The sequence below is a fragment of the Streptomyces plumbidurans genome (genome assembly GCF_019857225.1).
In the GTDB taxonomy this organism is placed as follows: domain Bacteria; phylum Actinomycetota; class Actinomycetes; order Streptomycetales; family Streptomycetaceae; genus Streptomyces; species Streptomyces plumbidurans.
Genome location: NZ_JAFJSY010000128.1, coordinates 1 through 14531, shown reverse-complemented (window position 1 = coordinate 14531; position 14531 = coordinate 1). Strand labels below are relative to the sequence as shown.

The following is a 14531-nucleotide window of genomic DNA, read 5'->3' as shown; positions in this document are numbered from 1 at the left end:
GGCCCGCGGGCCCGTCCGAGGCCGACCTCGCCGCGGGTGCGGGCCACAACGACCGCGTCATCGGCGGCAGGGCGCCCGCCGCGCCCCCGAGCGGCCTGGGCATGCCGTACCCGCCCGTCCCCCCGGTCGCGCCGAGCGCAGGCGCACCGGAAGCCGGCGAAACGGGCGCCGAGCCCGAGCAGCCGCACCACCGGGCGTGATGCGCGATGCTCGCGAAGCGGAACGGATCGGAGCCGCAGCACGGCAGGGTGGTCGTGGTGACCGGAGCCAGCGGCGGCGTGGGGCGGGCCGCGGCCCGGGCCTTCGCCGCCCGTGGCGACCGGGTCGCCCTGCTGGCCCGGGGACGCGAGGGCCTGGCCGCCGCCGCTGACGAGGTGCAGCAGGCCGGCGGCGAGGCCCTGGTCGTCCCGGTGGACGTGGCCGACGCCAAGGCCGTGGACGACGCGGCCCAGCAGGTCGCCGACGCGTTCGGGCACATCGACGTATGGGTCAACGACGCCTTCTCCGGGGTCTTCGCGCCGTTCACCGAGGTCACCCCGGACGAGTTCCGCCGGGTCACCGAAGTGGCGTACCTGGGCTATGTGTTCGGCACCCGGGCCGCGCTGCACCACATGCTGCCGCGCGACCGCGGCACCATCGTGCAGGTCGGCTCCGCGCTCGCCTACCGCGGGATCCCGCTGCAGTCGGCGTACTGCGGGGCCAAGCACGCCATCCAGGGGTTCAACGAGTCGCTGCGCTGCGAACTGCTGCACTCCGGCACCGGTGTCCGCACGACGATGGTGCAGCTGCCGGCGATGAACACCCCGCAGTTCGACTGGGTGCTCAGCCGGATGCCGGGGCGCGCGCGGCCGGTTGCGCCCGTGTACCAGCCCGAGGTCGCGGCCCGCGCGATCGTGCACGCCGCGTCCCACGCGCGCCGGCGGGAGTACTGGGTCGGCGGCTCCACGGTGGGCACGCTGCTCGCCAACGCGGCCGTCCCCGGACTGCTCGACCGCTATCTCGCCCGCACCGGCTTCGAGGCCCAGCAGGACAAGGGCGAGCACGGTGAGGCGGGCAACCTGTGGAGCCCGGCGGACGGTCCGCACGGGCGCGACTTCGGCACGCACGGCCGCTTCGACGTGGAGTCGCACGCCCGCAGCGCCCAGGACTGGCTCTCCCGCAACCGCGCACGCGCCGGGGCGGCCCTCGCGATCGGCGCGGGCGTCGTGGCGGCCGGGAGGCTGACCCGCAGGGTGCGCGGCTAGCCCGCCCCTTCCGGGGGCCGCCCCGTCGGCCTGTCTACGCCACCCGGTCCGCGGGCCGCCCCGTCGGCCTGTCTACGCCACCCGGTACTTCGCCACGTCGTCCGTCCGCAGCTCCAGCCCGTGTCCGATCCCGGTCAGGGGCTGCACCATGCCGCCCGTCGGGTCGAGCGCCCCGTCGAAGAACATGTCCTCGATGCGCACATGGTCGTGGAACCACTCCAGGTGGCGGACGTTGGGGATCGAGGCGGCCGCCGCCGCGTGGACGTGCGGGGCGCAGTGCGCGGAGATCTCCAGGCCGTGCGCATGGGCGAGGGCGGCGGCGCGCAGGAACTCCGTCAGGCCGCCGCAGCGGGTCGCGTCGGCCTGGAGGCAGTCCACGGCGCCCGCCGTGATCATGCGGGCGAAGTAGGGCAGGTCGTAGCCGTACTCGCCCGCCGCCACGTCGCACACCAGCGCGTCGCGGACCAGCCGGAGCCCGGTCAGGTCGTCGGAGGAGACCGGCTCCTCGAACCAACCCACACCCTGCTCGGCGAGGGCATGACCGACCCGTATCGCCTGCTTGCGGGTGTAGGCGCCGTTCGCGTCGACGTACAACTCGGCGTCGGCACCGATCACTTGGCGGGCCGCGTGCACCCGGGACAGGTCGCGGGTGACCTCGCGGCCCCAGTTCCCACCGATCTTGATCTTGACGCGCGGGATGTGCTGCCCGTGCACCCAGCCGTTCAGCTGCGCGGCCATGTGCGTGTCGTGGTACGACGTGAAGCCGCCGCTGCCGTACACCGGGACCCGCTCGCGGCAGACGCCGAGGAGCCGGGCCAGCGGGAGTCCGAGCAGCCGGGCCTTCAGGTCCCACAGGGCGATGTCCACGGCCGAGATGGCGCAGGCGGCGATGCCGGGCCGGCCGGCGTTGCGGACCGAGCGGCACATCGCGTCGTGCGTGGCGGGGATGTCGAGGGCGTCGCGGCCCTCGACGAGCGGGGCGAGATGCCCGCGCACGAAGTCCGCCACCGCGGCGGACCCGTACGTCCAGCCCAGGCCCGTCGCCTCGCCCGCCGACACCTGCGCGATCACCATCGTCGTGGAGTCCCAGGCGAGCGTGCCGTCCGCCTCGGGCGCGTCGGTGGGCACCGTGTAGACGGACACGGCGGGACGGTGCAGTTTCATGGCCGCTCCCTCAGGTCTGCTGGAGCTGCGGCAGCACCTTCGTACGGTAGAAGTCGAAGAAGCCGCGCTGGTCGGGGCCGATCTGGTTGACGTAGATCCGGTCGAAGCCGGCGTCGGCGAAGGCGCTCAGGGCGGCCACGTGCTCCTCGACGTCGTCCCCGCACACGGCCTTGTCGGCCACCATGTCCTCGGTGACCAGCGGCTCCAGCTGCTCGAAGTGGCTCGGGGTGGGCAGGATCTGGCCCATCTCGCCCGGCAGGAACTGGTTGGACCACAGCCTGCGGACCGTGCGCACGGCCTCGTCGCGGTCGCCGCCGTAGCAGAGCTTGATGCCGCCGCTGACCGGCTTGGCGCCCCCGCCGCCCTTGCGGAACTGCTCGACCATCGGCTCCTCGGGCATCATCGTGATGTAGCCGTCGCCGATGCGGGCCGCGAGGTTCGTGGCCGCCGGGCCGAAGCCGGAGATGTCGATCGGGACGGGCTCGTCGGGGACCGTGTACAGCCGGGCGTTCTCCACTTTGTAGTGGGTGCCGTGGTGGCTGACCTCGTCGCCGGTGAACAGCCGCCGCATGATCTGGACGGCCTCCTCCAGCATCTCCATACGGACGCTCGCGCGCGGCCAGGCATCGCCGAGGATGTGCTCGTTGAGCGCCTCGCCCGTGCCCACACCGAGCCGGAAGCGCCCGCCGGTCATCACGGCCGCCGTCGCCGCGGCCTGCGCCACCACCGCCGGGTGCATGCGCACGGTGGGGCAGGTGACCGCCGTCTCGATCGGCAGCGAGACCGCCTCCGAGAGCGCCCCGATCACCGACCACACGAAGGGGCTCTGGCCCTGCGCGCCGTTCCACGGATGGTAGTGGTCGGAGATCCACAGCGACTGGAATCCGGCCTGCTCGGCCATCCTCGCCTGCTCGACGAGGTCTGCGGGACCGAACTCCTCGCAGGAGAGGAAGTAGCCGTACTCGGGCATGGGGGGTACCTCCGGTGGGTTCCGGTCCGACGCTGGTCGCCGTCCCGGGTACCCGGCACCCGGCGCGGAAACCGCGCGCACGTTTGGGTACCCCGGCCGGGGGGACGCGGAAGACTTCCCTACGAGGTACGCGACAGCGCCGGAGGCGAACCGTGAGTCGACCCCGCATCGTGATCGTCGGTGCCGGCTTCGCCGGCTACCGCACTGCCCGCACCCTGTCACGGCTGCTGCGGCACAAGGCCGACATCACCTTGCTCAACCCGACCGACTACTTTCTCTACGTGCCCCTGCTGCCCCAGGTCGCGGCCGGGCTCCTGGAACCGCGCCGGGTGACCGTCTCCCTGTCGGGGACCCTGCCGCACGTCCGGCTGGTGCTCGGCGAGGCCGACGGCATCGACCTCGACGCACGGACCGTGCACTACACCGGCCCCGAGGGCGACGGCGGCACCCTCGCCTACGACCGCCTCGTGCTCGCCGTCGGCAGCGTCAACAAGCTGCTGCCGATCCCCGGGGTCGCCGAGCACGCGCACGGCTTCCGGGGGCTGCCCGAGGCCCTGTACCTGCGCGACCACGTCACCCGGCAGATGGAGCTGGCCGCCGCCGCGGACGGCCCGGAGAGCTGCGCCGCACGGTGCACCTTCGTGGTGGTCGGCGCCGGCTACACCGGCACCGAGGTCGCCGCGCAGGGACAGCGCTACACCGAGGCGCAGGTCGGCAAGCGGCCCCTGCGCAACGGCGTGAAGCCCCGCTGGCTGCTGCTCGACGTCGCGCCGCGGCTGCTGCCCGAGCTGGACGAACGGCTCTCGCGCACCGCCGACCGGGTACTCAGGGAGCGGGGCGTCGAGGTGCGCGTGGGCACCTCCGTCAAGGAGGCCACGCACGACGGAGTCCTGCTGACCGACGGCGAGTTCGTCGACACCCGCACCCTCGTGTGGTGCGTCGGGGTACGGCCCGACCCCCTCGTCGAGAGCGTGGGCCAGCCCATGGAACGCGGCCGGCTCCTCGTCGACCCGCACCTCCAGGTGCCGGGCCGCTCCGAGGTGTTCGCGTGCGGGGACGCCGCCGCGGTACCCGATCTGAACAACCCCGGCGGCTACACGCCGATGACCGCGCAGCACGCCTGGCGGCACGGCGCCGTCGTGGCCCGCAACGTCGCCGCCTCGCTCGGCGTCGGCGAGCGCACCGTCTACCGCCATCGCGACCTCGGCTTCGTCGTCGACCTGGGCGGCGTCCAGGCCGCCGCCAACCCGCTCGGCGTCCATCTGCCCGGCCCGCTCGCGGGCGCGGTCACCCGGGGCTACCACCTCGCGGCGATGCCCGGCAACCGCGTCCGGGTCGCCGCCGACTGGCTGCTGGACGCCGTACTGCCGCGCCAGGCCGTTCAGTTGGGCCTCGTACGGTCCTGGTCGGTCCCGCTGGACACCGCCTCACCGGAACTGCCACGGGTGCCGGACAACGCCGCGAAACCCGCCAAGAACGCGTCCGGCGGCGCGCCGGGCGAACCCCCCGGCCCCGTCACGCGCACCGACATCCCTGCGGAGGAAGACTGATGAACACAGCCGAACTGGTCGAACTGGCCCAGCAGTTGCGCGTGGACAGCGTGCGCGCGTCGAATGCCGCGGGGTCCGGGCACCCGACGTCCTCGATGTCCGCCGCGGACCTGCTGGCCGTGCTCCTGGCGAACCACTTCCGCTACGACTTCGAGCGCCCCGACCACCCCGGCAACGACCGCTTCGTGCTGTCCAAGGGCCATGCCTCGCCGCTGCTCTACGCCGCCTACAAGGCGGCCGGTGCCATCGACGACGCGGAACTGCTCACCTTCCGCAAGCAGGACAGCCGCCTGGAGGGCCACCCGACCCCGCGCCGGCTGCCGTGGGTGGAGACGGCCACCGGCTCGCTCGGCCAGGGCCTGCCCGTCGGCGTCGGCATCGCGCTGGCCGGCAAGCGCCTCGACCACAACGGCTACCGCGTCTGGGTGCTGTGCGGGGACAGCGAGCTGGCCGAGGGGTCCGTCTGGGAGGCCGCCGAGCACGCGGCGTACGAGAACCTGGACAACCTCACCGCCATCCTCGACGTCAACCGGCTCGGCCAGCGCGGCCCGACCCGGCACGGCCACGACCTCGACGCCTACGCCCGCCGCTTCCAGGCGTTCGGCTGGCACACCGTCGAGGTCGACGGGCATGACGTCGACGCCGTCGACCGCGCGTACGGCGAGGCCATCTCCACCACCGGACAGCCGACCGTGATCATCGCCCGCACGCTCAAGGGCAAGGGCGTCGCGGCCGTCCAGGACCGCGAGGGGCTGCACGGCAAGCCCCTGCCGGAGGCCGACGAGGCGATCGCCGAACTCGGCGGCCGCCGCGACCTGCGCGTCCAGGTCCACGAGCCGTCCGCCGCCCGCATGTTGCACGCCGTCCGCTCCGGTCATCTCGAACTGCCGCGCTGGGACGAGGGGGAGGAGGTGGCGACCCGCGACGCGTACGGGCAGGCGCTGACCGCGCTCGGCACCGGACGCGGCGACGTCGTGGCCCTCGACGGCGAGGTGGGCGACTCCACCCGCTCCGAGTTCTTCGCCAAGGAACACCCCGAGCGGTACTTCGAGTGCTACATCGCCGAGCAGCAGATGGTCGCGACGGCGGTGGGGCTCGCGACCCGCGGCTGGGTGCCGTACGCCGCCACGTTCGCGGCGTTCCTCACCCGCGCCCACGACTTCGTGCGCATGGCCGCCGTCAGCGGCGCCGGCATCAACCTCGTCGGCTCGCACGCGGGCGTCGCCATCGGCCAGGACGGGCCGTCCCAGATGGGCCTGGAGGACCTGGCGATGATGCGCTCGGTGCACGGCTCGACCGTGCTCTACCCGTGCGACGCCAACCAGACCGCGCGGCTCGTCGCGGCGATGGCCGACTGCGAGGGCATCCGGTATCTGCGCACCTCGCGCGGCAAGAGCAAGGTGATCTACGGCCCCGACGAGGAGTTCGCCGTCGGCGGCAGCAAGGTGCTGCGCTCGTCCCCGGACGACCGGCTCACCCTCGTCGCGGCGGGCGTCACCGTGCCCGAGGCGCTGGCCGCCGCCGAGGCACTGGAGCGGGACGGAATCCGGGCCCGGGTGATCGACCTCTACTCGGTCAAGCCCGTCGACCGCGACACCCTGCGCCGGGCCGCCGAGGAGACCGGCTGCCTGGTCACCGTGGAGGACCACCACGAGGAGGGCGGCATCGGCGACGCCGTCCTGGACGCCTTCCTCGACGGGCGGCCCGTGCCACGACTGGTGCGCCTGGCCGTCCGTACGATGCCGGGCTCGGCGTCCCCCGAGGAGCAGCTGCACGCGGCGGGCATCGACGCCGAGGCGATCGCCGCGGCCGGGAAGCTGCTGGTGGAGGAGGCGGTCGTGCGGTGAGCGACGACGGCGAACGCACCGTGCGGGCCGGGCGCCGCACGGTGCGGGTCCACCGGCCCGCCAAGGTGCTCTTCCCGGGCGACGGCGACGTGAAGGAGTACACCAAGGGGGACCTGGTCGACTACTACCGGTCCGCGGCCCGCCTCATGCTGCCGCAGCTGCGCGGGCGCCCGCTGATGCTGGAGCGGCACCCCGACGGCCTCGACGGCCCGCGCTTCATGCAGAAGAACACCCCCGAGAACTACCCGGAGTGGATCACTCGCGTCGAGGTGCCGAAGGAGGGCGGCACCGTCTGCCACACCGTGTGCGACGACCCGGCCACCCTCGTGTACCTGGCCGACCAGGCCGCCGTCACCCTGCACCGCTGGCTGTCCCGGACCGACGCCGTCGAACGGCCCGACCGGCTGGTCTTCGACCTGGACCCCGCGGGGGACGACTTCGAGGCGGTGCGCGAGGCGGCCAGGCTGCTGGGCGGCCTCCTCGACGAACTCCGGCTGCCCTCAGGGCTGATGACGACCGGCTCGCGCGGACTGCACCTCGTCGTACCGCTCGACGGGCGGCACGACTTCGACGAGGTCCGCGCGTTCGCCCATGACGTCGCCGACACCCTCGCCGAGGCCCACCCGGACCGGCTGACCACCGCCGCCCGCAAGAAGGACCGCGGCGACCGGCTCTACCTCGACATCGGGCGCAACGCCTACGCGCAGACCGCGGTCGCGCCGCTGACCGTGCGCGCCCTGCCCGGCGCACCCGTGGCGACCCCGATCGCCTGGTCCCAGCTGGACGACCCCGACCTGCACGCGCGGCGCTGGACCATCGCCGACGCCGTGGAACAGGCCGGCTCCGGTCCGTGGGACGGCGTCATGCGCCGCGGCCGCGCTCTGGGACCGGCCCGGCGCAGGCTGGACGCGCTGCGCGGGGCCTGAAGGTTCCTGTGAACGTTCGCGTGGATGTTTGGCCGTCGGCATTCCGGCCACCCGCAGACAAGAGGTGGCCATGTCTGACACCAGAAATACACATGCATCTCAGGATTCGCATAAATCACAGAATTCGGACAGAGGAAGCGGTGTAGTGGACAAGCGCCCGGGCCCCATGGAGGTCCTGCGTCAGGCACGTGCCCAGCTCACCGAGCTGACCGGCATGACGGCCGAGACCGTGTCGTCCTTCGAGCAAACCGAGGACGGCTGGTCTCTCGAGGTCGAGGTGCTCGAGCTGGAGCGGGTGCCCGACACGATGAGCCTGATGGGCAGCTATCAGGTCCAACTCGACGCGGACGGCGAACTGACCGGCTACCGCCGCGTCCGCCGCTACGAACGCGGACGGGCCGACGCACACAAGCCCGGCGGCCGCTAGGCCGCCCCTCCGCGACTCACACGGACACAGAAAAGGAGGATCGATCGGAATGACCGTTGTCCCGGCACAACAGTCCGGTGGTGGAGGTGGCAGCAGTGGCCTCTACGACGTACTGGAGCTCGTCCTCGACAGGGGTCTTGTCATCGACGCCTTCATACGGGTTTCACTGGTTGGTATAGAGATCCTGAAGATCGATGTGCGTGTCGTCGTCGCCAGCGTCGACACCTATCTGCGCTTCGCCGAGGCGTGCAACCGCCTCGACCTGGAGTCCGGATCCAACAAGAGCCCCGGCCTGCCCGAAATCGTCGGCGAGGTCACCGAATCCGGTGCTCGCGGCAAGTCCAAGGGCGCGCTCTCGGGAGCCGCCGAGACCATCTCGGACGCGTTCAAGCAGTCACGTGAGGAGGGCCGCGAGAAGGAGACGGAGTCCCGGCCGCGCGCTCGCAAGTCCACCGCCTCGCGCCGGAAGGAGGAGCAGGAGTGAGCACGTACGTCTACGGCATCACCGACAGCTCCCACACCGGGCTGCCGGAGGGCATGGAGGGCGTCGGGGACCCGCCCGCCGCGGTGCGCGTCATCAAGGAGGGCGACCTCGCGGCCGTCGTGAGCGACGCCCCCGAGGGGCTCAAGCCCAAGCGCAAGCACCTGCTCGCCCACCAGAACGTGCTGGCCGAGGCGGGCGCCGCGGGTGCCGTGCTGCCCATGCGGTTCGGCAGCGTCGCCCCCGACGACGACACCGTCACGGGTGTGCTCGCCGAGCGCTCCGACCACTACAAGGAGCGGCTGCGCGCCCTTGAGGGCAAGGTCGAGTACAACGTCAAGGCCACGCATGACGAAGAGGCCGTACTGCACCGCGTGATGTCCGAGAACCCGGAGCTGCGCGCGCTGGCCGAGGCCAACCGGCAGTCGGGCGGCGGGAGTTACGACGACAAGCTGCGGCTCGGCGAGATGGTCGTGGGCGCCGTGAAGGCACAGGAGGGCGAGGACGCGGCCGAGCTGCGGCGCATCCTGGAACCGGCAGCCGCCGACGTGAGCGTGGGCCCCGAGTCCACCGGGTGGCTGACCAACGTCTCGTTCCTCGTGGACCGCAAGACGGCCGAGGACTTCCTCGCCGCGGTCGAGGAGGCCCGCAGGAGCCACCCGCATGTCGAGCTGCGCGTCAACGGCCCGCTGCCGCCGTACAGCTTCGTGGAGCCGGACCCCTCCCAGCACGCGGAGAGCGGCGTCGGCCAGGAGACAGCCCTGGAGTGATCCCGTGGGACTGATCAAGGAAGTGTTCCTGTTGCCCTTCGCGCCGGTACGCGGCAGCGGCTGGGTGATCGGACAGGTGCTGCAGGAGGCGGAACGGATCTACTACGACCCCGCCACCGTCAGGGCCGAGCTGGCCCGGCTGGAGGAGCAGCTGGAGGCCGGCGAGCTCGACGAGGAGGAGTTCGACCGGCAGGAGGACGAACTCCTGGAACGGCTGGAGATCGGTCTGCGCCGCGGCGGGGCCACAGGTGACGGGACGGCACGATGAACCGAGTGGGACTGGGCCTCGCGGTAGGGGCCGGATACGTCCTCGGACGTACGAAAAAGATGAAGATGGCGTTCGCCCTGGGCACGCTCGTGGCCGGGAAGCGTATGCACCTGAGCCCGCGCGCGATGGCGGACCTGGTGTCCCAGCAGCTGCAGAACAATCCGCAGTTCAAGGAGATCGGGGACCAGCTGCGCGAGGACCTGCGAGGCGTCGGCAAGGCTGCCTCCGGCGCGATGGTGGAGCGGCAGATCAGCGCCCTCGCCGACCGCCTGCACGGCCGCACGGCCGAGGTCCGCGACACGCTCTCGGGCACCGCGGGCAAGGCCGGGGGAACCGCCAAGAAGGCCAAGGGCGCCGCGGGCAAAGCGACCGGCCTCGAACTCGACGGGCGGGACGACGACGGCGAGCAGGACGAGAGCCTGGAGCCGGAGGACACTGAAGAGGAGCCTCGCGAGGAGTACGAGGACGAGGAACCGGAGGACCGGGAGCCCGAGCACGACGAGCCGGAGCACGAGGAGCCGGACGACGAGGAGCCCGAGGACCGGGAGTACGAGGACGAGGAGCCCGAGGACGACGAGCGGGACGGCGGTGAGCCGGAGGCCGAGGAGGAGCCCCCGGCACGCCGGACCGCCAAGAAGGCCGCGAAGAAGGCTCCCGCCAAGAAGACGGCGGCCAAGCGCGCGCCGGCGAAGAAGGCTCCGGCCAAGAAGACCGCGAGCAAGCAGACGCCGGCGAAGAAGTCCGCCGCCAAGAAGACGACCGGCCGCAAGACGGCCGCCCCCAGGGGCGGCACCCGTTCCGCCCGGTCCCGTCGGCCGAAGGGAGGCGGTGAGTGATGAGCGAGACCGCGACCTCCGCCGCGAGCGGCGCGAAGGACAAGGCAGGCCCGCTGTCGGAGCTGGCCCACAGCGAGGCCGCCGACCGGCTCAAGGCCGAGGTGCAGGACTACTTCGCCGCACAGGCGACCCGGCTGCTCACCGGCCTCGGCCACAAACTCGGCGAGACCACCGGCAAGCTGACCGACATCGCCGAGGGAAACAGCCCCGGCTTCGCCAAGATGGCACTCGAAGGCGGCCGCAAGGTCGCCGAGGGCAAGGGCCCGCTCCGCTCGGCGCTCGAGGTCGGCGCGTCCGGCGCGAAGGACAAGGTCATGGGCGCTTTCAAGAACCTCGGCGGCAAGGGGAAGGGCAAGGGCAAGGGCGGGGGCAACAAGCCCACCGTCATCATCGAGTCCGTCGACGTCGGCGTCGATCTGCGTACCGCCTACGACCAGTGGACCAAGTACCAGGACTTCAGCACCTTCGCCAAGGGCGTCAAGAGCGCGAGCCGCTCCGACGACACCGAGTCCGACTGGCAGATGAAGATCTTCTGGTCCAACCGCAGCTGGAAGGCGAAGACCACCGAGCAGATACCCGACGACCGCATCCAGTGGACGTCGGAGGGCGCCAAGGGCACGACGAAGGGCGTCGTCTCCTTCCACCGGCTCGACGACAACCTCACCCGGGTGCTGCTGGTCATCGAGTACTACCCCCAGGGCCTGTTCGAGAAGACCGGCAACATCTGGCGCGCCCAGGGCCGCCGGGCCCGTCTCGACCTCAAGAACTACGTCCGCTTCATCACCCTCAAGGGCGAGGCGGAGGACGGCTGGCGCGGCGAGATCCGCGACAGCGAGGTCGTCCGCAGCCACGAGGACGCCGTCGCCGAGGAGGAGGAAGCCCGCGACGAGGACGAGGCGGCCGAGGGCGACGAGGAGAGCGCCGAGTACGAGGACGAGGACGAGCCCAAGGGCGAGGAAGAGGAAGAAGAGGAAGAGGGTGGGGAGGAAGAGTACGAGGACGAGCCCGAGGAGGCCGAGGAGGGCGCCGAGGGTGAGTACGAGTACGAGGACGAGGAAGAGCCCGAGGAAGCGCCTGAGGAAGAGTACGAGTACGCCGACGGCGGGAGCCGTCGATGAGCATGGCCGGCCGGATGCCCGAACCCTACGGACAGGGTTCGGGCGCCAACCTCGCCGACATCCTCGAGCGCGTGCTCGACAAGGGCATCGTGATCGCCGGTGACATCCGGATCAACCTCCTCGACATCGAACTGCTCACGATCAAACTCCGGTTGATCGTCGCCTCCGTGGACAAGGCCAAGGAGATGGGCATCGACTGGTGGGAGACCGACCCGGCCCTGTCGTCCCGCGCCCGCCGCGACGAACTCGCCCGGGAGAACGCCGAGTTGCGCGAGCGCCTGGCCCGCCTAGACCCCGACCACGAGCTCGAGGCACGCGAGGAGAGCGAGGAGGAGTCATGACCGGACTGCGTTACGTCTACGCCGTCTGCCACCCCTTCGACGCGCCCCTGCAGGCCCAGTTGACGGGTGTGGCGGGCGATCCGCCCAGACTGCTGTCGCACCACGGCCTGATCGCCGTGGTGAGCCACGTGCCGGAGCGGGACTTCGCGGAAGAACCGCTCCACAGGCGTCTGGAGGACCTGGACTGGCTGACCGAGACGGCGCGGGCGCACCAGAGCGTGATCGACGCACTCACCGTCGTGACCACCCCGCTGCCGCTGCGGATGGCGACCGTCTTCCGGGACGACAGCGGGGTCCGCGTCATGATGGAGGCCCGCGAGGACGACTTCCGGCGCACCCTGGAGCGGCTGGCGGGACGCGTGGAGTGGGGCGTCAAGGTGTACGCGGAGGCGGAGCCGCAGGAGGCGCCCGCGGCCGCGCCGAAGCCGGCGTCGGGCCGGGACTACCTGCGGCAACGGCGCTCGCGGATGCGCACGGACGAGGACATGTGGCAGCGGGCGGAGGAGTTCGCGACCCGGCTGCACGCCTCGCTCTCCTCGTACGCGGAGGACTCCCGGCTGCACGCCCCGCAGAACCCTGCCCTGTCCCGGCACTCCGGCCGGAATCTGCTCAACGCCGCCTATCTCGTGCCCCGCGACTCCTCCGAGGAGTTCGTGGAGCTGGTGGACCGCACGAAGGACGAGACGAAGACGGACGGGTCCGGGATGAGGGTCGAACTCACCGGCCCCTGGGCCGCCTACTCCTTCGCGGGGGAGCAGTCCGCGCAAGAGTCCGCGGGGGGACAGCCGTGACCGTGGTCGAACGCCGGGAGATCGCTCTCGTGGACCTGCTGGACCGGCTGCTGGCCGGCGGGGTCGTCATCAAGGGGGACATCACTCTGCGCATCGCGGACGTCGACCTGGTCCGGATCGACCTCAACGCACTGATCAGCTCGGTCAACGAGCAGGTGCCGTCACCCTGGGGGAGCTGACGTGAGCGAACGCCGTGACAACAGGCTCGACCTGGAACCCGACACCGTCGAACGCGACCTGATCAAACTCGTCCTGACCGTCGTCGAGTTGCTGCGCCAGCTGATGGAACGCCAGGCGCTGCGCCGCTTCGACACGGGGGACCTCACCGAGGACCAGGAGGAACGCATCGGCCTCACCCTGATGCTCCTGGAGGACCGCATGGCCGAACTGCGCGACCGCTACGGCCTGCGCCCCGAGGACCTGAATCTGGACCTCGGACCGCTGGGTCCGCTGCTGCCCAGGCAATAACTCCAAGCGTGCCGGCTCCGTCCGCTCAGGCCCGCTTGCGGCACAGGAGTTCGCTGTGCAGGACGCTGAACCAGCCGTCCTCCTGGGCGCCCCAGGTTCGCCAGGCGTCCGACACGGCCTGCAGTTGCTCCGGGGTTGCGTGGCCTCCCTCGGTGGCGCGTCGGGCGTAGGCCGAGGCCAGCGTGCGCTCCGCCCACAGTCCGCTCCACCATGCCCGCTCGTCCGGGGTGGAGAAGGTCCAGGTGCTGGTGGTGGCCGTGATCTCGGTCAGGCCGGCCCGCAGCGCCCAGGACTTCAGCCGGCGTCCGGCGTCCGGCTCACCGCCGTTGGCGCGGGCCACCCGGCGGTACAGGTCCAGCCAGTCGTCCATCCCCTGGGACGCCGGATACCAGGTCATGGCCGCGTAGTCGGAGTCGCGCACCGCGATGAACCCGTTCGGCCTCGTCACCCGCTTCATCTCGCGCAGCGCCTGCACCGGATCGCCGACGTGCTGCAGCACCTGGTGCGCGTGCACCACGCAGAAGGTGTCGTCCGGGTAGTCCAGGGCGTGCACGTCCGCGACCGCGAACTCGACGTTCGTCAGGCCCCGTTCGGCGGCCGTGGTGCGGGCCCGGTCCAGGATCTCCGGCGCGTGGTCGACGCCGGTGACGTGTCCGTCGGGGACCAGCGCCGCCAGGTCCGCCGTGATGGTGCCGGGGCCGCAGCCGATGTCCAGGATCTGCATGTGGGGCTTGAGCGAGTCGAGCAGATAGGCCGCGGAGTTGGCGGCGGTCCGCCAGGTGTGGGAGCGCAGCACCGACTCGTGGTGCCCGTGCGTGTATACGGCGGTCTCCTGCGGCTTCGGCATGGCTGAACTCCTCTGCGCGACGTCCTGTCGGTGCGCCTCACGGTACGCCCGTATGTCGAATGATGAGACCCGCGTTTTGTCATGTGGACTGACGGTGCATCAGACCCATCGTGTGGGGCGGCACCAGACCGCGTACGGCCACGGCGGTGCCCGCGCCCAGCAGCGCGCCGGCGAGCACGTCGCCCGGGAAGTGCACCCCGGTGTAGACGCGGGAGGCCGCCACCGACCAGGCGAGCGGGGCCACCACCGCGCCCCAGGCCGGGGACTCCAGCGCGACGCCGGTGGCGAAGGCGGCCGCCGACGCGGCGTGACCGGACGGGAACGAGGTGGTGACCGGCTGCCGCTTCAGCCGCCGCACGAGCGGCACGGGACCCAGCCCGGGCCGCGACCGGCGCACCGAGTGCTTGCATACGGTGTTGACGGTCAGCGAGGCCAGGCCGAGCGAGGCGAGGCCGCGGGCGGCGGCCCGGCGGGCCCGCGGCG

The 14531-nt window shown here is 71.9% G+C and carries 17 protein-coding genes and 2 pseudogenes; 15 read left to right on the top strand and 4 right to left on the bottom strand.

Annotated elements, in window-relative coordinates; genetic code table 11:
• Both JYK17_RS39005 and JYK17_RS39000 read left to right on the top strand, forming a co-directional pair.
• A pseudogene (locus JYK17_RS39005) lies at positions 1-200 on the top strand (phage holin family protein); the annotation flags it as partial.
• A 6-nt stretch (positions 201-206) separates the two neighbouring features.
• Complete coding sequence (locus tag JYK17_RS39000) at positions 207-1244, top strand: SDR family oxidoreductase (protein ID WP_108006375.1); 1038 nt, start codon at positions 207-209, stop codon at positions 1242-1244.
• Positions 1245-1316: 72 nt separating this feature from the next.
• Here JYK17_RS39000 and JYK17_RS38995 read toward each other — a convergent pair whose 3' ends face one another.
• Positions 1317-2408: an enolase C-terminal domain-like protein gene (locus tag JYK17_RS38995; protein ID WP_108006373.1), complete on the bottom strand. Its 1092-nt coding sequence runs from the start codon at positions 2406-2408 to the stop codon at positions 1317-1319.
• Between the two features lie 10 nt (positions 2409-2418).
• Positions 2419-3378, bottom strand: a complete 960-nt coding sequence (locus JYK17_RS38990; protein WP_108006371.1) for an LLM class F420-dependent oxidoreductase — start codon at positions 3376-3378, stop codon at positions 2419-2421.
• 152 nt (positions 3379-3530) lie between these two features.
• On the opposite strand from JYK17_RS38990, the gene JYK17_RS38985 reads away from it, so the two are divergent.
• From JYK17_RS38985 to JYK17_RS38925, 13 genes are all read left to right on the top strand, one after another.
• Positions 3531-4928, top strand: coding sequence for an NAD(P)/FAD-dependent oxidoreductase (locus tag JYK17_RS38985; protein ID WP_128801503.1), 1398 nt, complete (start codon positions 3531-3533; stop codon positions 4926-4928).
• The gene (locus tag JYK17_RS38980; RefSeq protein WP_128801502.1) at positions 4928-6775 is read left to right on the top strand and encodes a transketolase; all 1848 of its coding nucleotides are present in this window, start codon (positions 4928-4930) and stop codon (positions 6773-6775) included. The genes JYK17_RS38985 and JYK17_RS38980 overlap by 1 nt, the downstream gene beginning before the upstream one ends.
• Positions 6772-7701 (top strand): non-homologous end-joining DNA ligase, encoded by a 930-nt coding sequence (ligD, locus tag JYK17_RS38975; protein ID WP_108006364.1) that lies wholly within the window; start codon positions 6772-6774, stop codon positions 7699-7701. The genes JYK17_RS38980 and ligD overlap by 4 nt, the downstream gene beginning before the upstream one ends.
• 70 nt (positions 7702-7771) lie before the next feature.
• A complete protein-coding gene (locus tag JYK17_RS38970) occupies positions 7772-8128 on the top strand; it encodes a gas vesicle protein GvpO (protein WP_108006362.1) in 357 nt (118 codons plus the stop codon).
• A 49-nt stretch (positions 8129-8177) separates the two neighbouring features.
• Complete coding sequence (locus JYK17_RS38965) at positions 8178-8612, top strand: gas vesicle structural protein GvpA (protein ID WP_108006360.1); 435 nt, start codon at positions 8178-8180, stop codon at positions 8610-8612.
• Positions 8609-9379, top strand: coding sequence for a GvpL/GvpF family gas vesicle protein (locus tag JYK17_RS38960; protein WP_108006358.1), 771 nt, complete (start codon positions 8609-8611; stop codon positions 9377-9379). Before JYK17_RS38965 ends, JYK17_RS38960 begins: the two co-directional genes overlap by 4 nt.
• A 4-nt stretch (positions 9380-9383) precedes the next feature.
• Positions 9384-9647 (top strand): gas vesicle protein GvpG, encoded by a 264-nt coding sequence (locus tag JYK17_RS38955; RefSeq protein ID WP_108006356.1) that lies wholly within the window; start codon positions 9384-9386, stop codon positions 9645-9647.
• Positions 9644-10483 carry a DNA primase gene (locus JYK17_RS38950; RefSeq protein WP_146191681.1) on the top strand — a complete coding sequence of 280 codons (840 nt, stop codon included), beginning with the start codon at positions 9644-9646 and terminating at the stop codon, positions 10481-10483. Before JYK17_RS38955 ends, JYK17_RS38950 begins: the two co-directional genes overlap by 4 nt.
• Positions 10483-11601, top strand: coding sequence for an SRPBCC family protein (locus tag JYK17_RS38945; RefSeq protein WP_222812249.1), 1119 nt, complete (start codon positions 10483-10485; stop codon positions 11599-11601). The genes JYK17_RS38950 and JYK17_RS38945 overlap by 1 nt, the downstream gene beginning before the upstream one ends.
• Positions 11598-11942: a gas vesicle protein gene (locus tag JYK17_RS38940; RefSeq protein ID WP_128801499.1), complete on the top strand. Its 345-nt coding sequence runs from the start codon at positions 11598-11600 to the stop codon at positions 11940-11942. The genes JYK17_RS38945 and JYK17_RS38940 overlap by 4 nt, the downstream gene beginning before the upstream one ends.
• A complete protein-coding gene (locus JYK17_RS38935; RefSeq protein WP_128801498.1) occupies positions 11939-12733 on the top strand; it encodes a GvpL/GvpF family gas vesicle protein in 795 nt (264 codons plus the stop codon). Before JYK17_RS38940 ends, JYK17_RS38935 begins: the two co-directional genes overlap by 4 nt.
• The gene (locus JYK17_RS38930) at positions 12730-12912 is read left to right on the top strand and encodes a gas vesicle protein (RefSeq protein ID WP_108006348.1); all 183 of its coding nucleotides are present in this window, start codon (positions 12730-12732) and stop codon (positions 12910-12912) included. Before JYK17_RS38935 ends, JYK17_RS38930 begins: the two co-directional genes overlap by 4 nt.
• Position 12913: 1 nt before the next feature.
• Positions 12914-13201: a gas vesicle protein K gene (locus JYK17_RS38925; RefSeq protein WP_108006346.1), complete on the top strand. Its 288-nt coding sequence runs from the start codon at positions 12914-12916 to the stop codon at positions 13199-13201.
• 25 nt (positions 13202-13226) lie between these two features.
• On the opposite strand, the gene JYK17_RS38920 is transcribed toward JYK17_RS38925, so the two are convergent.
• On the bottom strand, positions 13227-14048 hold the full coding sequence (locus JYK17_RS38920) for a class I SAM-dependent methyltransferase (RefSeq protein ID WP_222812248.1): 822 nt from the start codon (positions 14046-14048) through the stop codon (positions 13227-13229).
• 118 nt (positions 14049-14166) lie between these two features.
• Positions 14167-14531: pseudogene (locus JYK17_RS38915) on the bottom strand (phosphatase PAP2 family protein); the annotation flags it as partial.

Coding starts and splice junctions, on each gene's coding strand:
- JYK17_RS38945 (WP_222812249.1), top strand. CDS start 10,483: ATGAGCGAGACCGCGACCTCCGCCGCGAGCGGCGCGAAGGACAAGGCA.
- JYK17_RS38965 (WP_108006360.1), top strand. CDS start 8,178: ATGACCGTTGTCCCGGCACAACAGTCCGGTGGTGGAGGTGGCAGCAGT.
- JYK17_RS38980 (WP_128801502.1), top strand. CDS start 4,928: ATGAACACAGCCGAACTGGTCGAACTGGCCCAGCAGTTGCGCGTGGAC.
- JYK17_RS38935 (WP_128801498.1), top strand. CDS start 11,939: ATGACCGGACTGCGTTACGTCTACGCCGTCTGCCACCCCTTCGACGCG.
- JYK17_RS39000 (WP_108006375.1), top strand. CDS start 207: ATGCTCGCGAAGCGGAACGGATCGGAGCCGCAGCACGGCAGGGTGGTC.
- JYK17_RS38940 (WP_128801499.1), top strand. CDS start 11,598: ATGAGCATGGCCGGCCGGATGCCCGAACCCTACGGACAGGGTTCGGGC.
- JYK17_RS38970 (WP_108006362.1), top strand. CDS start 7,772: ATGTCTGACACCAGAAATACACATGCATCTCAGGATTCGCATAAATCA.
- JYK17_RS38920 (WP_222812248.1), bottom strand. CDS start 14,048: ATGCCGAAGCCGCAGGAGACCGCCGTATACACGCACGGGCACCACGAG.
- JYK17_RS38950 (WP_146191681.1), top strand. CDS start 9,644: ATGAACCGAGTGGGACTGGGCCTCGCGGTAGGGGCCGGATACGTCCTC.
- JYK17_RS38995 (WP_108006373.1), bottom strand. CDS start 2,408: ATGAAACTGCACCGTCCCGCCGTGTCCGTCTACACGGTGCCCACCGAC.
- JYK17_RS38990 (WP_108006371.1), bottom strand. CDS start 3,378: ATGCCCGAGTACGGCTACTTCCTCTCCTGCGAGGAGTTCGGTCCCGCA.